Annotated in this window: 24 protein-coding genes; 18 read left to right on the forward strand and 6 right to left on the reverse strand. The window is 32.5% G+C overall.

Annotated elements, in window-relative coordinates; translation table 11 throughout:
• Positions 1-159: 159 nt before the first annotated feature.
• Entirely contained in the window at positions 160-264 is a 105-nt protein-coding gene (locus ACP3TL_RS00105; RefSeq protein ID WP_002511503.1) for a putative metal homeostasis protein, read from the reverse strand.
• Between the two features lie 210 nt (positions 265-474).
• On the opposite strand from ACP3TL_RS00105, the gene ACP3TL_RS00110 reads away from it, so the two are divergent.
• The 6 genes from ACP3TL_RS00110 (at position 475) to ACP3TL_RS00135 (ending at position 5,988) form a co-directional block, all read left to right on the forward strand.
• The gene (locus ACP3TL_RS00110) at positions 475-1,920 is read left to right on the forward strand and encodes an MDR family MFS transporter (protein WP_069817448.1); all 1,446 of its coding nucleotides are present in this window, start codon (positions 475-477) and stop codon (positions 1,918-1,920) included.
• 119 nt (positions 1,921-2,039) lie between these two features.
• Positions 2,040-2,372: an ASCH domain-containing protein gene (locus ACP3TL_RS00115; protein WP_081325320.1), complete on the forward strand. Its 333-nt coding sequence runs from the start codon at positions 2,040-2,042 to the stop codon at positions 2,370-2,372.
• 189 nt (positions 2,373-2,561) lie between these two features.
• Entirely contained in the window at positions 2,562-2,930 is a 369-nt protein-coding gene (locus tag ACP3TL_RS00120) for a cystatin-like fold lipoprotein (RefSeq protein ID WP_002511500.1), read from the forward strand.
• 43 nt (positions 2,931-2,973) lie between these two features.
• The gene (locus tag ACP3TL_RS00125; RefSeq protein WP_069832927.1) at positions 2,974-3,585 is read left to right on the forward strand and encodes a DsbA family protein; all 612 of its coding nucleotides are present in this window, start codon (positions 2,974-2,976) and stop codon (positions 3,583-3,585) included.
• A 171-nt stretch (positions 3,586-3,756) separates the two neighbouring features.
• On the forward strand, positions 3,757-5,295 hold the full coding sequence (gene adcA / locus ACP3TL_RS00130; RefSeq protein ID WP_069832928.1) for a zinc ABC transporter substrate-binding lipoprotein AdcA: 1,539 nt from the start codon (positions 3,757-3,759) through the stop codon (positions 5,293-5,295).
• Positions 5,296-5,472: 177 nt separating this feature from the next.
• A complete protein-coding gene (locus tag ACP3TL_RS00135) occupies positions 5,473-5,988 on the forward strand; it encodes a YceI family protein (RefSeq protein ID WP_069817455.1) in 516 nt (171 codons plus the stop codon).
• A gap of 92 nt (positions 5,989-6,080) precedes the next feature.
• Here the strand turns inward: ACP3TL_RS00135 and ACP3TL_RS00140 are convergent, their stop codons facing one another.
• Both ACP3TL_RS00140 and ACP3TL_RS00145 read right to left on the reverse strand, forming a co-directional pair.
• Positions 6,081-6,860 (reverse strand): hypothetical protein, encoded by a 780-nt coding sequence (locus ACP3TL_RS00140; RefSeq protein ID WP_081325321.1) that lies wholly within the window; start codon positions 6,858-6,860, stop codon positions 6,081-6,083.
• Complete coding sequence (locus ACP3TL_RS00145) at positions 6,841-7,179, reverse strand: PadR family transcriptional regulator (protein ID WP_002506789.1); 339 nt, start codon at positions 7,177-7,179, stop codon at positions 6,841-6,843. Before ACP3TL_RS00145 ends, ACP3TL_RS00140 begins: the two co-directional genes overlap by 20 nt.
• A 159-nt stretch (positions 7,180-7,338) precedes the next feature.
• Between ACP3TL_RS00145 and ACP3TL_RS00150 the strand changes: the two genes are divergently transcribed.
• From ACP3TL_RS00150 to ACP3TL_RS00160, 3 genes are all read left to right on the forward strand, one after another.
• Positions 7,339-7,932 (forward strand): helix-hairpin-helix domain-containing protein, encoded by a 594-nt coding sequence (locus tag ACP3TL_RS00150; RefSeq protein WP_069832930.1) that lies wholly within the window; start codon positions 7,339-7,341, stop codon positions 7,930-7,932.
• Entirely contained in the window at positions 7,933-8,406 is a 474-nt protein-coding gene (locus tag ACP3TL_RS00155; protein ID WP_069817463.1) for an SRPBCC family protein, read from the forward strand. It begins immediately after the preceding gene.
• Positions 8,407-8,489: 83 nt separating this feature from the next.
• On the forward strand, positions 8,490-8,666 hold the full coding sequence (locus tag ACP3TL_RS00160) for a hypothetical protein (protein ID WP_285326440.1): 177 nt from the start codon (positions 8,490-8,492) through the stop codon (positions 8,664-8,666).
• A gap of 227 nt (positions 8,667-8,893) precedes the next feature.
• Here ACP3TL_RS00160 and ACP3TL_RS00165 read toward each other — a convergent pair whose 3' ends face one another.
• Both ACP3TL_RS00165 and ACP3TL_RS00170 read right to left on the reverse strand, forming a co-directional pair.
• Complete coding sequence (locus ACP3TL_RS00165) at positions 8,894-10,336, reverse strand: 6-phospho-beta-glucosidase (RefSeq protein ID WP_277575633.1); 1,443 nt, start codon at positions 10,334-10,336, stop codon at positions 8,894-8,896.
• A 23-nt stretch (positions 10,337-10,359) separates the two neighbouring features.
• On the reverse strand, positions 10,360-12,255 hold the full coding sequence (locus tag ACP3TL_RS00170; RefSeq protein ID WP_069832932.1) for a beta-glucoside-specific PTS transporter subunit IIABC: 1,896 nt from the start codon (positions 12,253-12,255) through the stop codon (positions 10,360-10,362).
• A 168-nt stretch (positions 12,256-12,423) separates the two neighbouring features.
• Between ACP3TL_RS00170 and ACP3TL_RS00175 the strand changes: the two genes are divergently transcribed.
• Positions 12,424-13,125 carry a GntR family transcriptional regulator gene (locus ACP3TL_RS00175; protein ID WP_069817477.1) on the forward strand — a complete coding sequence of 234 codons (702 nt, stop codon included), beginning with the start codon at positions 12,424-12,426 and terminating at the stop codon, positions 13,123-13,125.
• A 68-nt stretch (positions 13,126-13,193) separates the two neighbouring features.
• On the opposite strand, the gene ACP3TL_RS00180 is transcribed toward ACP3TL_RS00175, so the two are convergent.
• Complete coding sequence (locus ACP3TL_RS00180) at positions 13,194-13,595, reverse strand: Rrf2 family transcriptional regulator (protein WP_069817479.1); 402 nt, start codon at positions 13,593-13,595, stop codon at positions 13,194-13,196.
• A 201-nt stretch (positions 13,596-13,796) separates the two neighbouring features.
• Between ACP3TL_RS00180 and ACP3TL_RS00185 the strand changes: the two genes are divergently transcribed.
• The 8 genes from ACP3TL_RS00185 to cobA all read left to right on the forward strand — a co-directional run bounded on the left by ACP3TL_RS00185 (position 13,797) and on the right by cobA (position 20,319).
• On the forward strand, positions 13,797-14,615 hold the full coding sequence (locus ACP3TL_RS00185; RefSeq protein WP_069832933.1) for a formate/nitrite transporter family protein: 819 nt from the start codon (positions 13,797-13,799) through the stop codon (positions 14,613-14,615).
• A gap of 189 nt (positions 14,616-14,804) precedes the next feature.
• Positions 14,805-15,341: a GNAT family N-acetyltransferase gene (locus ACP3TL_RS00190; RefSeq protein WP_069817484.1), complete on the forward strand. Its 537-nt coding sequence runs from the start codon at positions 14,805-14,807 to the stop codon at positions 15,339-15,341.
• A 138-nt stretch (positions 15,342-15,479) separates the two neighbouring features.
• Positions 15,480-15,740 carry a CbiX/SirB N-terminal domain-containing protein gene (locus ACP3TL_RS00195; RefSeq protein WP_256092669.1) on the forward strand — a complete coding sequence of 87 codons (261 nt, stop codon included), beginning with the start codon at positions 15,480-15,482 and terminating at the stop codon, positions 15,738-15,740.
• 58 nt (positions 15,741-15,798) lie between these two features.
• Positions 15,799-16,233, forward strand: a complete 435-nt coding sequence (locus ACP3TL_RS00200) for a hypothetical protein (RefSeq protein ID WP_285326431.1) — start codon at positions 15,799-15,801, stop codon at positions 16,231-16,233.
• Positions 16,202-16,666: a precorrin-2 dehydrogenase/sirohydrochlorin ferrochelatase family protein gene (locus ACP3TL_RS00205; RefSeq protein WP_069817488.1), complete on the forward strand. Its 465-nt coding sequence runs from the start codon at positions 16,202-16,204 to the stop codon at positions 16,664-16,666. Before ACP3TL_RS00200 ends, ACP3TL_RS00205 begins: the two co-directional genes overlap by 32 nt.
• Positions 16,659-19,064: a nitrite reductase large subunit NirB gene (gene nirB / locus ACP3TL_RS00210; protein ID WP_069832934.1), complete on the forward strand. Its 2,406-nt coding sequence runs from the start codon at positions 16,659-16,661 to the stop codon at positions 19,062-19,064. The genes ACP3TL_RS00205 and nirB overlap by 8 nt, the downstream gene beginning before the upstream one ends.
• Before the next feature lie 2 nt (positions 19,065-19,066).
• Positions 19,067-19,381, forward strand: a complete 315-nt coding sequence (locus tag ACP3TL_RS00215) for a nitrite reductase (NAD(P)H) small subunit (protein WP_069832935.1) — start codon at positions 19,067-19,069, stop codon at positions 19,379-19,381.
• The gene (cobA, locus tag ACP3TL_RS00220) at positions 19,372-20,319 is read left to right on the forward strand and encodes a uroporphyrinogen-III C-methyltransferase (RefSeq protein WP_277575630.1); all 948 of its coding nucleotides are present in this window, start codon (positions 19,372-19,374) and stop codon (positions 20,317-20,319) included. The genes ACP3TL_RS00215 and cobA overlap by 10 nt, the downstream gene beginning before the upstream one ends.
• The last annotated feature ends 84 nt before the right edge of the window (positions 20,320-20,403 follow it).

Consider the following 20,403-nt stretch of genomic DNA (forward strand, 5'->3'; position numbering starts at 1 on the left):
TTAGATTTCTGTCCCACTCCTATGCATCTTTATCACTTAGTCATATGGTATTTAAAATATGTAGATAATCTGCATATTTTAATAGAAATTGACAAACCTCATTCTGGAGGGAATTAAGCTGTCATTATAATTTTGAATTATAGTATTTAAGTAGATATATTATTTATTGCGCTTATGTTGCTGAATGATTTTACGCGCACGTTTTCGTGTTTTTATGTTGGGGCTATTTAGGTTACGACGTGCTGTTTGTACATCTAATTTCATAAAATATGACCTCCTTTATCTATGTGTATTATGAAGTATCATAAACACTTTGTAAATAGTAATTGTTACGATTTGAAAAGTGTTTCCATCATAAAAAAATAATTATGATGATTTGACCTCTTTTTAATGCTATGTTAATGAGATATATGTATAATGCTTAAATGTAGCTATTTTAAGGTAGATAAATTAAAGAGAATACAGGAGACAAATATGAATCAAAAAACCAAAATATTAATGATATTAATGATGTTGCTTGGCGGTTTCTTCGGACTTTTAAATGAAACGTTATTAACAACAGCATTACCAAGTATAATGAAAGATTTTCAAATAGATTACACACAAGTGCAATGGCTCACAACAGCCTTTCTATTGACTAATGGGGTAGTTGTCCCATTATCAGCAATGGTGATTCAACGATTTTCAACTAGGAAAGTATTTTTAACAGCAATATTTATATTCTTTATAGGTACAATTATTGCAGGATTTAGCCCTAACTTTTCAATTCTTTTAGGTGGAAGAATTGTTCAAGCATTAGGATCTGGAATTATGTTACCACTTATGATGACTACAATATTAGACATCTTTGAACCTCATGAACGTGGTAAGTATATGGGGACCTTTGGTTTGGTTATTGGTTTAGCACCAGCCATAGGGCCAACGTTATCGGGTGTACTTGTTGAATACTTCGATTGGCGTTCACTTTTCTTTGTTGTTGCACCAATCGCAGCATTAACATTCATCGGGGCACTTAAGTTTGTGAAAAACGTGGGCACGAATAAAAAAGTGCCAGTTGACGTATTCTCCATCATATTATCCATACTAGGATTTGGTGGTTTACTCTATGGTACAAGTTCGATTTCACGTGATGGTTGGAGTGACCCAGTAGTTTTAACAACTGTAATAGGCGGATTGATCTTAGTAATAACTTTCATTGTTCGCCAAACAAAATTAAAAACGCCATTACTAGACTTTTCAGTGTTCAAAAACAGTCAATTTGCTATAGGTATTATAATTATGGCATTTACAATGATATCAATGATTGGATCTGAAACAATATTACCAATGTTCGTTCAAAATATAATGAAAGACTCAGCACTTCAATCTGGGCTTATATTATTACCTGGCGCTATTGTAATGGGGATAATGTCAGTAGCTTCAGGATTTTTATATGAGAAGTATGGTGCTAAAATATTAGCATTAATTGGTATGTCCATTGTGGTAGTAACGACTTCTTACTTTGTAATCATGGATGAACATACTTCATCAGCAATTCTTGCAACGGTATATGCAATTCGTATGATAGGTATTGCACTAGGATTGATGCCATTAATGACACATACAATGAATCAATTATCACATGAGATGAATGCACATGGTTCATCAATGACGAATACAGTACAACAAATTTCAGCTTCTATTGGTACAGCTGGTTTAATTACTGTGATGACTCAAGTTTCTAAAAACTTCACACCTGATATGAGTAATTATAAGGGTATTGGAAAACAAGAGATGGCAGCTCAAATACAACATGAAGCTTTATTAAGTGGCTATCATGGAGCATTTTGGTTTGCTGTTATTATTTCTATTATCAGTTTACTCAGTGTGTTTATGCTGAAAAGTCAGCGTAAAATACGCGCAGAACAAAAAGAATTATAATAGATTAATCATACGAAGCACTATAGACAACACTGTAATTAGATTTGTAATTGTGATATTTTTAAACATAAATAACCTCATAAATACAAGAATGGAGTGTATGTATCATAGAACATTCGATGAAATTAAATAATGAACCATTTCATTTAGTTAAAAATGGGACGAAAACAATTGAAGTAAGATTAAATGATGAAAAAAGGCAAGAAGTACAAAATGGAGATACCATTATTTTCACAAATCTCGAGACGGATGAACAAATCAACGTAGTCGTCACAGAAACAGTGGATTTTCCTTCATTTCAAGCGTTGATTAATCAATATACAAATCAAGAAATTGGTGCTAAAGAGGAAGAACAGCTTTCTCAAAAATTAGCAGCCATATATCAAATATATTCGCAAACTGACGAATTAAATTATGGTGCATTAGCAATTAAAATACGCTTAACAGATTAACAATAAATTCGGCTGACATAAATTGTCGAGCCGAATTTTTATTCGTAAAAAATCAAAAATTTAAAAAGAATGAATTTAAAATCACTCTAGAACATTTAAGTTATTCATTGTATGATAATATTTATGGAAGAAGTATATTTTAAAGGTGATTCATGAGTAGTTAAACTGGATTTAGGAGTGTGCCAAATAATGAAAAAATTATTGATCATGATCGCTATATCGACGATTATTGTAGCAGGCTGTAGTAGTGGAAAGTATGCTGATAAAATAGATAAAGCAGTAAATAAACAACAAACATATCAAGAAAACTTATCTGAAAAACAAAAAGGTGATCTTGAAGAAAAATTCGACAAAAAAAATGCGAATATATACGTTTATGAAAAAGGTAAATATGTCATGCTTGCTTATAAGCCTTTTAAAGAAGACGAAGAGGTACATTATTATACTTATAAATTTGAAGACGACAAAGCAAAACATTTAAAAGATTTTAATTCGAAAGCATATACACACAAACATGAACCTGATTATAAAGAAGAAAATATGGATATTAAAGAATAATTTTATTTACTGATATCTAAAATTGAGGTGTTTTGGAAAGCATATGAAAAAATTATGGCTATGTTTAGGTTTGATAGCTACTATGTTATTAATAACTGCTTGTTCAAGTGATGAGGATGCACATAAAGATGACAAGCAAAGTGCCAATGGGAAAATTAAAATTATAGAATACGGTGATTTTAAATGTTCTTATTGTAAAAAAGTAGAAAGTAATATTATGCCTAAACTTAAAAAAGATTATATAGACAAAGATAAAGTAGATTACCAATTTGTGAATATGGCTTTTCTTGGTGATGATTCAATTATTGGATCGAGAGCCGGTCATGCAGTACAACAAATTGCACCAAAACAATATTTAGATTTTCAAAAATTAATGTTTGAACAGCAAGGCGATGCTGAAAAAGAATGGATAACTGAGTCACTGGTAGATAAACAAATTGATAAATTAAGTATCGACAATAACCAAAAAGAAAAAATTAAAAAAGATTATAAAACTGAAGATAGTAAATCATGGAAAGCAGCTAAGAAAGATCAAAAACAAGCTGAAGACAAAAATATTGATACAGCGCCTACAGTTTATATTGGTGGAGAAAAAGTAGAAGATCCTTATGATTACGATAATTATAAAAAATTAATAGAAAAAATAAGTAAGTAAATGGTCTAAAGTACAAAATTGTAATAACAATGTGCTTTAGGCTTTTCTTTTATCCAAAAATAAATCGTAATCATTATTATTTAGTGTTGCGCTTTATTCGGAGGGAGTTTATAATTTTAAATCGTAAGCGTTACTATTTGAAGGAGGATGTAGAATGAAAAAACACTATACATAATATCTTTGGTCATTACATTTGCAATTGTCATAGCAGGATGTGGCAAAGCTGATACGAATGAAACAGGAAGTGAAGGTGACAAAGATAAAATAAAAATTAATACAACAGTTTTTCCATTAAAATCATTTGCTAAAGAGATTGGAGGAGAACATGTTTCAGTAGAATCAATTTATCCAGCAGGCACAGACTTACATAGCTATGAACCAACTCAAAAAGACATAATTAATGCGAGTAAATCAGATTTGTTTTTATACACAGGGGACAACCTAGACCCTGTTGCTAAAAAAGTGGCTTCAACGATAAAAGAGGACGATAAAAAATTATCGCTAGAAGATAAATTAGACAAGTCCCAGTTACTTACAGATCAACATAGCCACGACGAAGAAGATACACATGAGCACGAACATGAGCACGAGGGACATCATCATGGAGGATATGACCCGCATGTTTGGTTAGATCCTAAATTTAATCAAACTTTCGCCAAAGAAATCAAAGATGAATTAATTAAAAAAGATCCAAAACACAAAAATGATTATGAAGAAAATTATAAAAAACTAGACAAAGAACTAAAAAAAATAGATAACAAAATGAAAGATGTTACGAAAGATAAACAAGGTAATGCTGTGTTTATTTCTCATGAATCAATAGGTTATTTATCTGAAAGATATGGTTTTGTACAAAAAGGTGTTCAAAACATGAATGCAGAAGACCCATCTCAAAAAGCTTTAACAGAAGTAGTTAACGAAATTAATGATTCAGGTGCAAAATATATTTTATATGAAGATAATGTCTCAAATAAAGTTACAGATACAATTCGTAAAGAAACAAAGGCTGAACCATTAAAATTTTATAATATGGAATCACTTAATAAAGAACAACAGCAGGATGAGGATTTAACCTATCAATCCCTTATGAATAAAAATATAGAAAATATTGATAAAGCTTTAAATAACGATATCAAAGTAAACGATGACAAACAGCAAGGCAAACATGAAAAAGCTATTTCAGAGGGTTACTTTAAAGATGATCAAGTTAAAGATAGACCATTAGCTGATTATAAAGGTGATTGGCAATCAGTTTATCCATATTTGAAAGATGGATCATTAGATGATGTGATGAAGCATAAAGCTGAAGAAGATGATGCAATGACAGCAAAAGAATATAAAGCATATTACGAAAAGGGTTATAAAACAGATATAGATAATATCAATATCACAAGCGACTCAATTACGTTTGAAAAGAACGGTAAAAAAGCGACAGGTAAATATAAGTATGATGGCAAAGATATTTTGAAATATGAAAAAGGCAACAGAGGCGTAAGATATACATTTAAATTAGTAGGTAATGAAGATAAAGAGTTACCTAAGTATGTTCAATTTAGTGACCATAATATTGCACCTAAGAAAGCACATCACTATCATATCTTTATAGGTAATGATAAAGAAAAAGTGATGAAAGAATTAGATAATTGGCCGACATATTATCCTAAAGCATTAAATAGTAAAGAAATTAAAGCAGAGATGTTAGCGCATTAACTATTCTAGTTACTGTAAATTAATTTACTTTTTAAATTTAAAATGAATAAAAAAGTGAATTAAGGGAATGAAATTAAAGGAGATGAAAAGTTCAGACTTTTCACTTGATATAATAAATATATCTGGTATACTAAATGTATCAACTAAAACTAATAATACTTTGGAGGTATGTTTTTTATGACAACATTTAATTTTGACCCAGCACATTCAGTAGTAGAATTTTCAATTAAGCACTTAATGATTTCTAACGTTAAAGGTAAATTTAAAGATTTCGATGTAAACTTAGAAGGTGACATCAATGATTTAAGTTCACTTAAAGGTACAGCCGTAATTAAAGCAGAATCGGTTGATACAAACGTAGCAGACCGTGATGGTCACTTACGTACTGGAGATTTCTTTGATACTGAAAACTATCCAGATATTAAATTTGAAATTACTTCAGTAGACGAAAAATCTGTAACTGGTAATTTAACAATTAAAGATGTAACTCAAGAAGAAACATTTGATGCTTCTTATGAAGGTACAAGCAAAAACCCATTAAATGGTGCACAAACTGCAGGATTTATTGTAAATGGTACAATCAATCGTGAAAAATATGGAATGACATTTAACCAAAAACTTGAAACAGGTGGCGTAATGGTTGGTAAAGATGTGAAATTCCAAACAAGTTTAGAATTCGCTTTAGAAGACTAATATAAAAATAAATGTTTAAGATTTAACGCTTATTAAAAGAAATAGCTACTAGATAACCTAATATAGGTATCTAGTAGCTATTTTTATATAGATTAATGACTTTCTTCTTTTTTCTCACGCCAATATTTAAAGAATATATAAATACTAACACTCCAGAGAATAATTATAGTACCGATACTAGCAATTAATACGAAGTTATAGCTTGTATGATCTCCACCAGTAAATATTTTTCCAATAAGGTCTGGGAGACATAAGATTAATATTAAAAAAGCAAAATATTTTTGTTTTATTGCAAAACAAGTAATCATCGTTATTAATAAAAGTATTAGTCCAATTATAAAGTTAGTAGTTTGATTGGGCGACCAAAAAACAAATAATGGATGGTTACGTAACACGAATTCACACAGTAAGTAAATTCCGAAAATCAAAGGTGCAATAACAAAAGCAGCAACATATGTTTTCTTACTATCGCCCCATCGCATAATCACTTTTTTTACTACAAATAATACCAACACAAAAGAACCAATAAAGATGAACAAAATATAGAGTATTAAAGATAAACTTAACTGAAATGAATTATCCAGCATTCTTGGAACAATTGTCATTACAATCATAAATGAAATGATATAGAGTACATATTTATGAATACCTTTAGTTAAACTCAATTCTTTAGAAAAGTTATCAGCATAATTTTTGATAGGCGTGTTTAGTAAATTATCAATATTATCATTGTTTTCTTCAGCGATTGTAATATGATCACGTAATTCTTCCTCAATCGCATTAATTTCATCTTCGTCCTTGCCACGAAATAGCAATTCGATTCTTAATTTTAGTAAAAAATCTTCAGCTTTTTTAGTCAACAACGTCAACACTCCTCATTAAATTATTCATACCATTGTTTAAATAGTTCCACTTACTTTTGAAATTTGCTAATTCTTTTTTACCGTCTTCAGTTAATAAATAATACTTACGTTTTGGTCCGCCAGTATCTGATTTTTTAGTTATCGTAGTGACATATCCATTTTTATTTAGTCGTAATAATACTGGATATATACTGCCATCACTAATTTCAGGGAATTGTTGAGATTTTAATTTATCTAGAATTTCATAACCATATGTTTCACCTTGAGAAATCAGTCCCAATATGGCGCCATCTAACAATCCTTTCATCATTTGATTTGAAATTGACATGTAATCCCTCTTTTCACTATCTTATAATATAAGATAGTTGGAATTGTACGCTTTGTCAACTACCTTAAGATAAAAGATAGTAAGTCATAATTAATATTTGTTGATAAATAATTAAGCGATGAAATGGGTATAGTGATACATAAGATAGGGGGAGATCACATGGCGACAGATTTACCAAAAATAGGACGGCCTGCAACCCAAGCACTTAATGATATAGGTGTCGTAACGTTAGAAGAAGTTGTACAATATGAGCGAACAACATTATTAGGCATACATGGTATTGGTCCTAAAGCGATTGAAATACTTCATGTAGCATTAACAGATATCGACTTAAATTTTAAAAATGAAACGGAGTCAGATTTACCATTTAAATTAACGGGGTATTTAAATTGTGATAATGCACCCAAAAGAAAGATAATGTTAGATTTTTTAATAGGCTCAATATTAGTAGATAAAGTGCAATTATTGGAAGCTGTTACAGCAGATTTTATATGGGAGGTTCCTGGCGCTTTTGAATTGCATGGTTTTGAAGTGTTTTATGATGAATTAAACGCACATAAAGTCGATATTGATTCATTGGAAGTGACCCATAATATTTCTCATGGTAAATTAGGCGCGATACATGGCACTCAAATTGCTCAAAATGGAGATACAATTTATTTTGCGGACTTCTTTGAATTTGAAAGCCATAGTAAAAATGCTAAAGTAAAAAAGATAATATCATATGTAATTATGGATAAAGGAGAATCGTAAATGACAGTTCAAGTTGAGGAAAACAAAATAATTTTTACGAGAGATTTTAATACAACGGCACAAAATATATTTAAAGCGTATACTGACCGTGCTTTATTTGAACAATGGTTTCACCCACAAGGTGCAAAGACTGAAGTATTTAAATTTAATGTTCAGACTGGTGGACATGCATTTTTCGCTATACGTGCGCCTCAAGGTACAAGCTATACTGTGACTAATTATAATGAAGTGAAAGAACCGACGCTAATTGATTATTATGATTACTTTGCAGACAAAGATGGTAATATTGATGAAAAAATGGCAGGTATGCATAACATCATTCATATAGAAGAAAACAGTAAAGGTTTGACTACGATAAAATCTATAGCAGAATTGCCAGATCCTAAAGCAGCTCAACAATTGTTGGATATGGGTGTAGAAGAGGGTATGAATAGTACTTTTGATAATTTAGAGACACTTTTAACAAAATTATAAGAATAGTCAATAAGATGTTGGAAATTACCTGTTTATTCCAACTCTCTTTTCGATATAATAGTATATGAAAAGAGGTGAGTGTATTGAATAAACGTTATGTTAAAGTACTTGGACTATATTCAGTGAGTACGCTAGTACCCGCATTATTTTTAAATGAAAAAAGTTTGAGTCATACTACATTTAAATGGTTTATACGTACATTAACAGGATATGGTATTTTTGCCTATGGTTTACATGTGTTACGTAGGTATAAAAACTAATATTTTATATAAAAAGAGAGTAGTACGGAACTCTAATTTTTCTAATTAGAGTTCCGTACTACTCTTCATGCTGACGACAAAGTCTCAGGCTTTGTCGTCAGTTCTGTTTGCGCATACTTAAGTAAATCAATATCCTTCATAATGCTTAACTTAGGTAGTAGTCAAAAGCATTAGTCTATGACTAGTACTATTACCACAGGTGTCAGTGAAAATTACTGTCGTTATTATTAATTTAATGATTCTCCATTTGTTTCAATAACATTGCGATACCAATCAAAAGAATCTTTCTTTCTGCGTTCTAAAGTACCATTGCCTTCGTTATCTCTATCGACATAAATTAGACCATAACGTTTTTTCATCTCTCCTGTAGTGAAAGAAATAATGTCTATAATACCCCAGGGTGTATAACCCATTAGATCAACACCATCTTCGTCAACTGCTGTGATTGCTGCATTAATATGTGCTTTTAAATAATCGATACGATACGTATCATGAATTTCACCGTTTTCATCAATTTCATCTACAGCACCAAAGCCATTTTCAACGATGAAAAGTGGTATTTGGTAACGGTCATATAATATGTTCAAAGTATAGCGTAGCCCTGTAGGATCAATGGCCCAACCCCAATCACTTTGCTGAATATGAGGATTATCGACAGAATTCGCTAACCCACCATTGGTAACATTTTCTCCAGTATATGATTTTGCATCGTGTTTAACAGCAGTAGACATATAGTAGCTAAAACCAATATAATCAACTTTACCTTCTGATAAAATTTTGTCATCTCCTTCTTGCCAACCAATATCATAATTCTTTTGTTCTAACATTTTATTTGCATAGCTAGGGTAGTAGCCTCGAACTTGGACATCTGGGAAGAAGAAACGTAAACGATTTGCTTTTACAGATTCCATCATATCTTCTGGATTACAAGAATAAGGATATATTGCTACATGAGAAATCATTAATCCTATTTCAAAATCAGGGTTAATTGCTCTACCTATTTTTACAGCTTTTGCACTCGCGATTAATTCATTATGAGCGACTTGATACAGTACTTCTTCTGGGTTTTCATCTTCTTCGATAAGGACGCCTGAGTTTGTCCATAAGAAAATCGGATTATCTATATCCATTTGGTTATTAATTTCATTAAAAGTCATCCAATATTTAACTTTATCCTTATAACGCTTGAATACAGTTTCTGCAAATTGAGCAAAGAAATCGGCTACTTTTCTATTTCTAAAACCACCATATTCGCGTGCTAAATGTAAAGGCATTTCAAAATGAGACAAAGTAATCACTGGCTCAATACCATATTTTAATAATTCATCAAAAATATTATCGTAAAATTGTAGTCCTGCTTCATTAGGTTCTGTTTCATCTCCATTAGGGAAGATACGAGACCAAGCGATTGACGTACGTAAACAATTTAATCCCATTTCATTAAATAATGCGATGTCTTCTTTATAACGATTATAAAAATCTATACCTACATGATTTGGATAATATTTATTTGGGTCTACATCTTGCGTGATTTCACGAGGCTTGCCATGTTCTCCATTAGTCATTACATCAATAACACTTAAGCCTTTTCCGTCTTTATCGTAACCACCTTCAAATTGATTGGCAGCCAGAGCGCCACCCCATAAAAAGTCTTTTGGTAATTTAGTCATTATTATATACTCCTTTATTCTTATTATTTATTTATAATTGTTAGTAATGCATCATTTTGCGAAACTTGTACTGCATCCGTAGTAATTACTTCACTAAATTCAGCTGAATTAGTGACAATGATTGGAATTACAGTATCGTATCCACTTGATTCAAGCCACTTTTGATTGAAATGCAATAAAGGTTGTCCTAGTTTGACTTCATCATTTTCATTAACTAGTAATTCAAAATCTTCTCCTTTTAACTCCACAGTTTCTAAACCAACATGAATCAATAGTTCTACACCGTCAGGAGATGTAATGCCAATTGCATGTTCACTTACAGCAATCATACTTACAGTGCCTTCAAGTGGTGCGTGAACTGTATTATTTGCAGGTTTTATAGCAATACCTTGACCCATCATACCTTCTGAGAAAATAGGGTCATCGACTTCAGTTAAAGGAAGGATTTGCCCATCTAAAGGACTATGAATAAGTGTTTCAAGATTGCTATTTGTTGAAACTGCTTGTGGAATAGTACTTGAGTTAACTTCTGTGTCTTCTACTTCCTCTGTCGTATCATGACCATAACCTAAGAATTGAATTAATATGATAGGTAAGATGATAGCAATTACTGATCCTAATAAAATGCCCCAAATAGATGAAGGGTTATCAGGACTATATCCATTAATAATTGTTATAGGGCCAGGCAGCCCTGCGTATGCATAATATTTAGGATTAAAGAAACTTGCAACAAATGCACCTAAGGCGCCGCTGATACATGCAATAATAAAGGGTTTTTTAAAGCGTAAATTGATACCATATATTGAAGGTTCAGTAATTCCAAAAATGCCTGTAACACCTGCTGAAGAAGCGACACGTTTAATCTCTGTACGCTTAGATTTAATTAACACACCTATAACAGCACCGATTTGAGAAATAACGGCAATTGTTTGGAAAGCTTGGAATGAATCACTTTGATGTTGCTCAAAGTTTGCTAAAACCATAGGCGTGATGCCCCAATGCACACCGAATATTACAAAGATTTGCCACAAACCACCAATAAGTGCGCCAGCTAACCATGGCGCAACTTCAACGAGAAAGTTGAAACCAGCGGCAATACCATGTGCGCCAAGTGTAGTGATTGGTCCAATAACGAGTAATGTAACAGGAACCATAATGACGATACTTAAAAATGGTGTGAATAAAGGTTTTACTACATCGTGTATCCATTTGTTTAAGTATTTTTCAACATAGGATAATATCCAAACTAAGAAAAGAGGCGGCAATACAGATGAAGTGTAACTTGTCTCTGTAAGCGGCATGCCAAATAATTTAATTGTTTCTCCACTTTGTATTCTTTCTACCATTCCTGTTAAATCAGGACTCACCAATGCTGCAGTACAAGCAATTGCAATATAAGTATTTACATTAAAATGGCGTGAAGCAGTAATTGCGATGAATATTGGTAAGAATGTGAAAGGAGCCCAGGACATGAAATTAAAAACTTCATAAGTGCCTGTGTTTTCAAAGGATGGAATAATCAGTTTTATGATTATTAATAAACCTTGTAATATACCAGCAGCAGCTAAAATGTAAATAAATGGTGCGAACACTGCAGACATCGTCGCGATGACACGGTTAAGTATTGACCCTTTATTTTCAGATTGTTCATTATCATCGGATGGTTGTTCACTTGTTAAAGCTTCAAAAAATTTAAATACTTCACCGACGTTATTTCCTATGACAACTTGAAATTGACCATTATTTTCCACAACAGTCACGACACCATCTATTTCCGATACTTTTTTCTTAGCATTTGGAATAGATCTTTTTAATACTAATCGTAATCTGGTTGCACAGTGCGTGCTATTGACAAGGTTTGCTTCGCCTCCAACTGCCTCTAATATACTTTGTGCGAGTATTTTATTTTTGTCTGCCACATTTCCCAACCCCTTTAATAAGTTAATCCACACGATTTGTGTAATCGTTTATTACATTCTAATTGTACCGGTACAATTTGTAAAGACCCTTACAAATAAAAAGTTCGGTAGTTTAAATTGGCATTCATGTTATAATTGGGTGAATTTTAATATAAAAGGGGTAAGTATATGCTCAAGTATGAACAAATTGCTCAACAAATGAATGAATATATAGAAAGTGGTCAATTTCAAGCAGGGGATAAATTACCAAGTGTTGAGGCATTAAAAATAAAATATGATGTGAGTAAAAGCACGATTATTAAAGCTTTGGAAATATTAGAAAAACAAGGGAATATTTATCAAGCACGCGGTAGTGGCATCTATGTGCGTAATAAAAAAAGAGATGGATATCTTAATCTCTTTTCAACTGGCGGTTTTAGTGATGAATTTACAGGACTAAATGTAACAAATAAGGTATTGCGCGTTGAGGAAGTCATTGCACCAGAAAGCGTTCGGCAAAAATTAAAGTTAGACAAAGATACATTAGTCTATGTTTTAGAGCGTATTGTTTATGTAGATGGTGAAATATTTTGTTTCGAGCAGTCGTATTTTAATAAAGATATCGTGCTATTTTTAAATGAATCTATAGCAGAAAAGTCTATTTTTAAATATTTAGAACAAAACTTAAAAGTGAAGATTGGGTTCTCAGATGTTTATTTTAATGTAGATAAATTGGAAGAAGAAGAAGCTGAATTATTAGAATTGGATGAGGGCGATCCTTGCTTAAATTATGAACAAGTATTTTATACAACAACCGGCATACCATTTGATTGTTCGCATCTGATATACCATTATCAGAACGCTCATTTCTATATTCCTTCACAAAAATAAAACGCTTGGTTATCTTGTTTTACTTAATGAAAATTAAGCATATAGCAAGATAATCAAGCGTTATTTATTTAAAAGCGATCAATGACACTTTTAATCGTATAGGTATTAAGTTTATTTACAATCGTTTCGTCTACATCACTATATATTTCATCAAGTGCGTGGGTAATATTTTTCCCTACAGGACAATCTGTGTTCGTATGACCATGAATTTTTGCGAAATGGGTAGTGTTAGAAAAAATCAGCTTATATAAATCACCTAACCTAATATCATGGGATGCGCTAGATAAACTATAACCCGCGATGCCTTGGCTACTCTGTATAAAATTACCGTCTCTTAAATAACGGCATAATTTTCTCACTAAAGTGGCGTTACTATTAATACTGTCAGCGATATATTGACTTGAAACAGGTTCATTTTTTATAGCTAACAGAGAGAGAATATGGATTGAAACAGAGAATTGTGTATTCAAGTATATGCCTCCTTTAGGTTTACTTGTGTGTATTTCTAGTACAAGTAAAGTTTACGTTATTTTAAACTAACGCGCAATATATTAAATTTTAAAATTGAAAAACTTATTTTTTGACTATTAAATATCAAATGAAACTAATATAATAACATTATTGGTATAGATAAATTATCATTTTTTTAAATCAAAAAGGGGGCATATTTCTTGGTAGATAATAATAAATCCATTAAGGACACTTACATGTCGAGAGAAACGATTGATAATATTAATAATCAAGTACAAATGAAGGAAGTTTTGTTTGATAAGACACCTGGTCGTTATGCGCTTAAATCAATTATGTCAGGATTCTTACTAGCAATTGTAACGGTATTTATGCTAGCTATAAAAACACAATTTGCAGGTACAAATGAAGGTTTAATTAATTTAATGGGAGCTATTTCATTCAGTTTAGCCTTGGTTTTAATTGTACTGTCACATTCAGAATTATTAACGAGTAACTTTATGTTTTTAACAGTTGGTTGGTATTATAAAGTTATTGGCATGAATAAAGCATTGGGTATTATGATGGTATGTTTTCTATTTAATATAATAGGTGGATTTATCCTGTTTGGTTTAATGAAATTCACTCCGATTATGACTTCAGACATGGTTGCAAGCTTAACGAAACTTGTTAATGGTAAGACGATAGATGCCACATGGTATGGCATTTTAGGTAAAGCCATATTTTGTAATTTCTTTATTAATATTGGTATTTATTTATCAATTCAATTTAAAGACGGTCTAACTAAAGCATTTTTCATTGCTAGTGGCGTCATTGTCTTTGTATTTATGGGTTATGAGCACGTTGTATTTAATGCAGGGCTATACGCAGGTATGGTGTTTTATGATTTTGATGTAGTCGCATGGTTACACGTATTGAAAAATATTGTGTTCGCCTTTATAGGTAACTATATTGGTGGAGGTATTTTCGTTGGTCTAGTTTATGCATATTTAAATGGTAAACGAAATAGCTTACATAATTAATAGTATTCATAATAGTAACAAGCACGATCATAATCTATTTTGTGATGGTGCTTTTTTCGTTTTTAAAACATAATAATTGACTCAATAATTAAGAAGCCATATTGTATTGATATGATTGTAAATGGTTTATGATTTTTTTAGGGATGTTATCTATGAATGAATAAGCTATAAATGAGAAGGAGTGACAAAATGTCTGAATATAATATAAGAGTTGCTGTGGAATCAGACGCGGAGGCATTACAAAAATTGATGTATGAATCTTTTACCCCGTTAAGAGAATTAGGTATAGATTGGCCATCAGTTAATGCGAATGTTGAATTAGTTAAAAAGAATATTAAAACAAGTACGATGTTTGTACTAGAAGATGAGCATGAAATAATTTCAACACTTACTGTACGTTATCCTTGGGAAGGAAAACGTCGTATCTCAATATATCCATTTGTTTGGTGGTTCGCTACGAAGCCGTCATATGATGGTAAAGGTATTGGAAGTCAGTTGTTAAAATATGTTGAGGAGACTTATTTAAGAGACACACTTAAAGCACCAGCAGTGACGCTTGGTACATCAGCACGTTTACACCCTTGGCTACTAGATATTTATAAAAAACGTGGCTATGAAATATACGGTGAGCATGAGAGTAACGATGGAGATTTAGGAGTTATTATGAGAAAAGTGCTTATACCAGAAAGTTTTGATGAAGAAGTGTTAGGTACACCACCATTTTAATAAATTGAATAAAATCCATAGGGAATCCCATTAGTAATTGAATAAGGGGATTCCCTATTTTTGATTTATTATGTGATTTTATTCACAAAAGCAACTGGATTTATATTACAATGCAAGTGTAAAGAAAGGGGGCATCACATGACAGAGCATATACTTGTTATTCATGGCATGAATAAAGGGAAACAAAATAAAGCACTTCATGATTTTTTGGAGCAATTGTTAAGTCGTAACGTACATGATTATCATATTGCTTTTTTAGAAAGTAAAAATCAAAGTCTTGAACAAGTACTAGACAAACTTATTCAACAGGGTACTAAAAGTTTTAATATCATTCCACTTTTGCTTTTTCCAGCAAAGCATTATTTAGAAGATATCCCTATGATTTTAAAAACTTTATGAGTATAGATATCCACATATTAAATATAAATTTGCTGAGCCACTTGGCACACATAAATTAATGACAACGCTAGTTAAACAGAAAATTTTAGCTAAAGTTAAAAAGCATCCTAAAATACAGCATATTATTTTAATGGCTCATGGCAGCGAACGTTATCGTCATCCTGATATTGCTTTATGGCAGTTAACTCAAGCGTGTGATGTTTTTGAAACACCTATTTCTATGATGACATTATATGGTGACTACAGTTATCGCTTTAAGTTACAGTACTATTTAAAAAATAATATAGACATATTGATTGTCCCCATATTTTTCTATGACAGCTTTTTGGTGAACAAAGCAAAATACCATATAGCACATATGAATGATGATTGTAATATTCATTATGCATCAGCTATTAATTTCGACCCTTTGCTCTCAATGATAATCACAGAAAGAATTAAACAATTAGAGGTGTTAGAAAGTGTATCCAATTCAACTCAACTTGTCAGATAAACGTGTTGTAGTGGTTGGCGCAGGTAAAGTTGCGTATAGAAAAGTACGACAACTTATTAAGGAAGATATACAGTCGCTAGTTATTATAAGTAAAAAATTTTTACCAGAATTTTTTGAAATGGAATATCCTAAAATGAAGTTGTTTACAAAGTGTTATGACAGCGAAGATATTAAACATGCGGATATTATTTTTGCTGCAACAGATGACGAAGATATTAATAATCTAATTAAGCAAGAGGCAAAGCCTTATCAACTTGTTAACCATATCAGTGATAAAGCGCAATCTGATTTTTATAATATGTCAGAAATAAAATACAAAGACATAAACATTCATTTTAGATCAAATGGCACAAATTGTAGCGGAGTGAAACAACTATCAAAGGCAGTACAAACATTTTTAAATGAAGTGTATGAGGAGGAAGACGATGTCTAAAAAGCAGTTAGTAATGATTGGTAATGGTATGGCGGGCATACGCACGATTGAAGAAATATTAGAACGCGATGCACAACAATATAACATAACGATTATCGGTAAGGAACCCTATCCAAATTATAATCGAATCATGCTATCAAATATATTGCAGAAAAAGATGACAGTGGATGAAACCATTATGAATCCTTTTGAGTGGTATAAAGACAATGATATTCAGCTGATTACGAATGATCCAGTAGTAGAGATTAATCGAGAACTAAAACAAGTGATTACGGCTAATGGCCTAAGATGTCATTACGATATTTGTATATTTGCTACGGGTTCAAGCGCTTTTGTATTACCTATACCAGGGGCGACTTTACCGAGTGTAATAGGTTGGAGAACAATCGAAGACACTGAGCGTATGATTGGAATTGCTAAAACAAAGCAACATGCTATGGTAATTGGCGGTGGTTTGCTGGGATTAGAATGTGCCCGTGGATTAATGGACCAAGGTATGGAAGTCACTGTGGTACATCTTGCTGAATGGCTTATGGAAATGCAATTAGATAGAAAGGCTGCAGATTTGTTGAAAACAGATTTAGAAGCACAGGGAATGAACTTTAAATTGCAGGCAAGTACACAAGAAATACTTGGACAAGAAGATGTTACAGGCGTTTTATTAGCAGATGGAACAACATTAGAAGCAGATTTAGTGGTCATGGCAGTTGGTATTCGACCGTATACACAAGTTGCACAGGAAAGTGGCTTAAAAGTGAATAGAGGTATTGTCGTTAATGATTATATGCAAACGAGTGATGAAACTATTTTTGCAGTAGGTGAATGTGCAGAACACAATGGTAAAGTATATGGATTAGTTGCACCATTATATGAACAAGGTAAAGTGTTAGCAGACCATTTAACCGGTCGAGAAACAGAAGGTTATCGAGGTTCCACAACATTTACTTCTTTAAAAGTTTCGGGCTGTGATTTATATAGCGCAGGTCAAATTACAGAAGGTATAGATATCCAAGGTGTAGAGGTTTTTGACAGTGTTAATAACCACTATAAGAAAGTGTTTTTGAAAGATGACAGCATTGTCGGAGCAGTTTTATACGGAGATATTGATGATGGTCCGAGATTTTTTAATATGATGAAAAAACAAGAACCATTAGAGGATTATACAATGGTTTCACTTATGCATAAAGGCGGAGAAACGCGTGAAATAAGTATTGCTGACATGGCAGATGATGAGACAGTGTGTGGGTGTAATGGAGTAAGCAAAGGTAAAATTGTGAGTGCGATTAATGAACATGGTCTTACAAGTGTAGAAGCAGTCACAAAAGAAACAAAAGCTGGCAATTCTTGTGGTAAGTGTAAAGGGCAAATTGGTCATATTTTAGAGTATACATTAGGTGATGATTTTGTTGATTCTAAACCATCTGGTATATGTGCATGTACTGAGCTCACACGTGATCAAATTGTTACGCAGATAAGAGCAAAAGGATTGAAAACGTCTAAGGAAGTACGCCATGCGCTCAATTTTAATGATAAGGCAGGTTGTCCAAAGTGTAGGCCAGCTATTAATTATTATTTGAATATGGTTTATCCATTTGAGCACAATGACGAGATTGAATCACGCTTTGCAAATGAACGCTATCATGCCAATATTCAAAATGATGGCACATTTTCAGTAATTCCCCAAATGCGGGGCGGTGTTACGAATGCAGATCAATTAATACGTTTAGGAGAAGTTGCTAAAAAATATGATGTGCCATTAGTGAAAGTGACAGGTTCTCAACGTATAGGCTTGTATGGTGTTAAAAAAGAATTACTACCACAAATATGGGCTGATTTAGGTATGCGTTCTGCTTCAGCCTATGCGAAAAAGACGCGCTCAGTTAAAAGTTGTGTCGGTAAGGAATTTTGCAGATTTGGTACGCAATATACTACACAATTAGGTATTCGTTTAGAAAAAACATTCGAATACATCGATACGCCACATAAATTTAAAATGGGTATCTCTGGTTGTCCAAGAAGCTGTGTAGAATCTGGTGTTAAAGACTTTGGTGTCATCAGCGTTGAAAATGGATTTCAAATTTATATTGGGGGCAATGGCGGTACGGATGTAACAGAGGGAATGCATTTAACTACCGTCGAAACAGAAGATGAGGTCATTAAATTATGTGGTGCGATGATGCAATATTATAGAGAAACTGGTATTTATGCAGAACGTACTGCACCGTGGATAAAACGGTTAGGTTTTGAAAATGTTCAAGCAGTTTTATTAAATCAAGAAAGACAAGACGATTTGTTTAATCGTATTATGGAAGCGAAAAAAGCTATAGAAGCTGAACCATGGACACACATTTTAAATAATGAAGCAGCACAAAAAATATTTGAAGTGGAGAAAGTTTAATTATGAAAGCATTAGAAAAAATAAAAGTAGCAATGGTCGATGAGCTTGTTCCTTTAGTTGGCAAAAAGGCAATCATAAATGATATCGAAATTGGCCTATTTTTAACAGAATCAGGTGAAATACACGCAGTTCATAATAGATGCCCTCATAAGCAAGGACCACTTTCAGAAGGTACAGTGAGTAGTGAATTTGTATATTGTCCTTTGCATGATCAAAAAATAGATTTGAAAACGGGTCTCGTACAGTCACCAGATACAGGGTGCGTGGATGTTTACGCTGTAGAAATTCATAATGGAGCTGTGTATATATGCCTCTAAATACTTATGGCAAGGTATATCTCATAGGTGCTGGACCTGGGCATCCGGAATTATTAACAAGAAAGGCCGAACGTCTCATTCGAAGTGCAGATATCATATTGTATGACAGATTAGTCAATCCATTCATTTTACAATTAGTAAGACCAGAAATTGAAATTATAAATGTGGGTAAGGAAGCATACCGTAAGCATATACAACAACAAGTCATAAATGAAAAATTAATTTCAGCTGCAAAGCAACATAGATGTGTTGTTAGATTGAAGGGTGGAGACCCGGCAATTTTTGGTAGAGTCCATGAAGAGGTAGTTACATTATCACAAGCTGGCATTGATTTTGAAGTTGTACCAGGTATTACAACAGCGAGTGCTGCTGTAGCCTCAGTAGGTTTAGGATTAACAATTCGAAATATCGCTCATAGTGTCACTTTTGCTACAGGATATCTGAATAAAAGTAATCAGCAACAAGTTGATGTTACAACACTTATAAACGGAGGTACGTTAGCTATTTATATGGGTGTGAAGCGATTGAGTGAAATTATGAAGGATATATATCAGACTACACAAGTTGATTATCCAGTCTTGCTTATATTCAATGTTTCTACTTATAATGAAAAACACATCATAGGTAGGGTAACTACAATTGCGGAGCAGGTTTCTGATGATTTAGAACATATATTACCTGGCATGGTGATTGTTGGAGATATAGCAGCCTGTGAAAATATTAAAAGTGCTTTAAACCAATGTATGCCTAAGAAATATTTAATTACTGGACCGCGTTTAGAAGCAATTAAACAAGCATTCGATATCTATGAAAAAGATGGATGGTGCATAATTAATCCTGATGAAAAGCATGAACTTCATCACAGCCAACAGTTGTTTATAGAACAACAATTAATGCAGCATTTTGATGAAGAAATTCACACTAAGGATATAAAATAAGGTGATTTCAGAGGATAACTGATAACACCAAAATAAAAAAATGATGAGGCTGGGACATATCACATGTCTCAGCCTCCATTTTTA

It is taken from the genome of Staphylococcus caseorum (genome assembly GCF_049943195.1).
Classification (GTDB): Bacteria; Bacillota; Bacilli; order Staphylococcales; family Staphylococcaceae; genus Staphylococcus; species Staphylococcus equorum_A.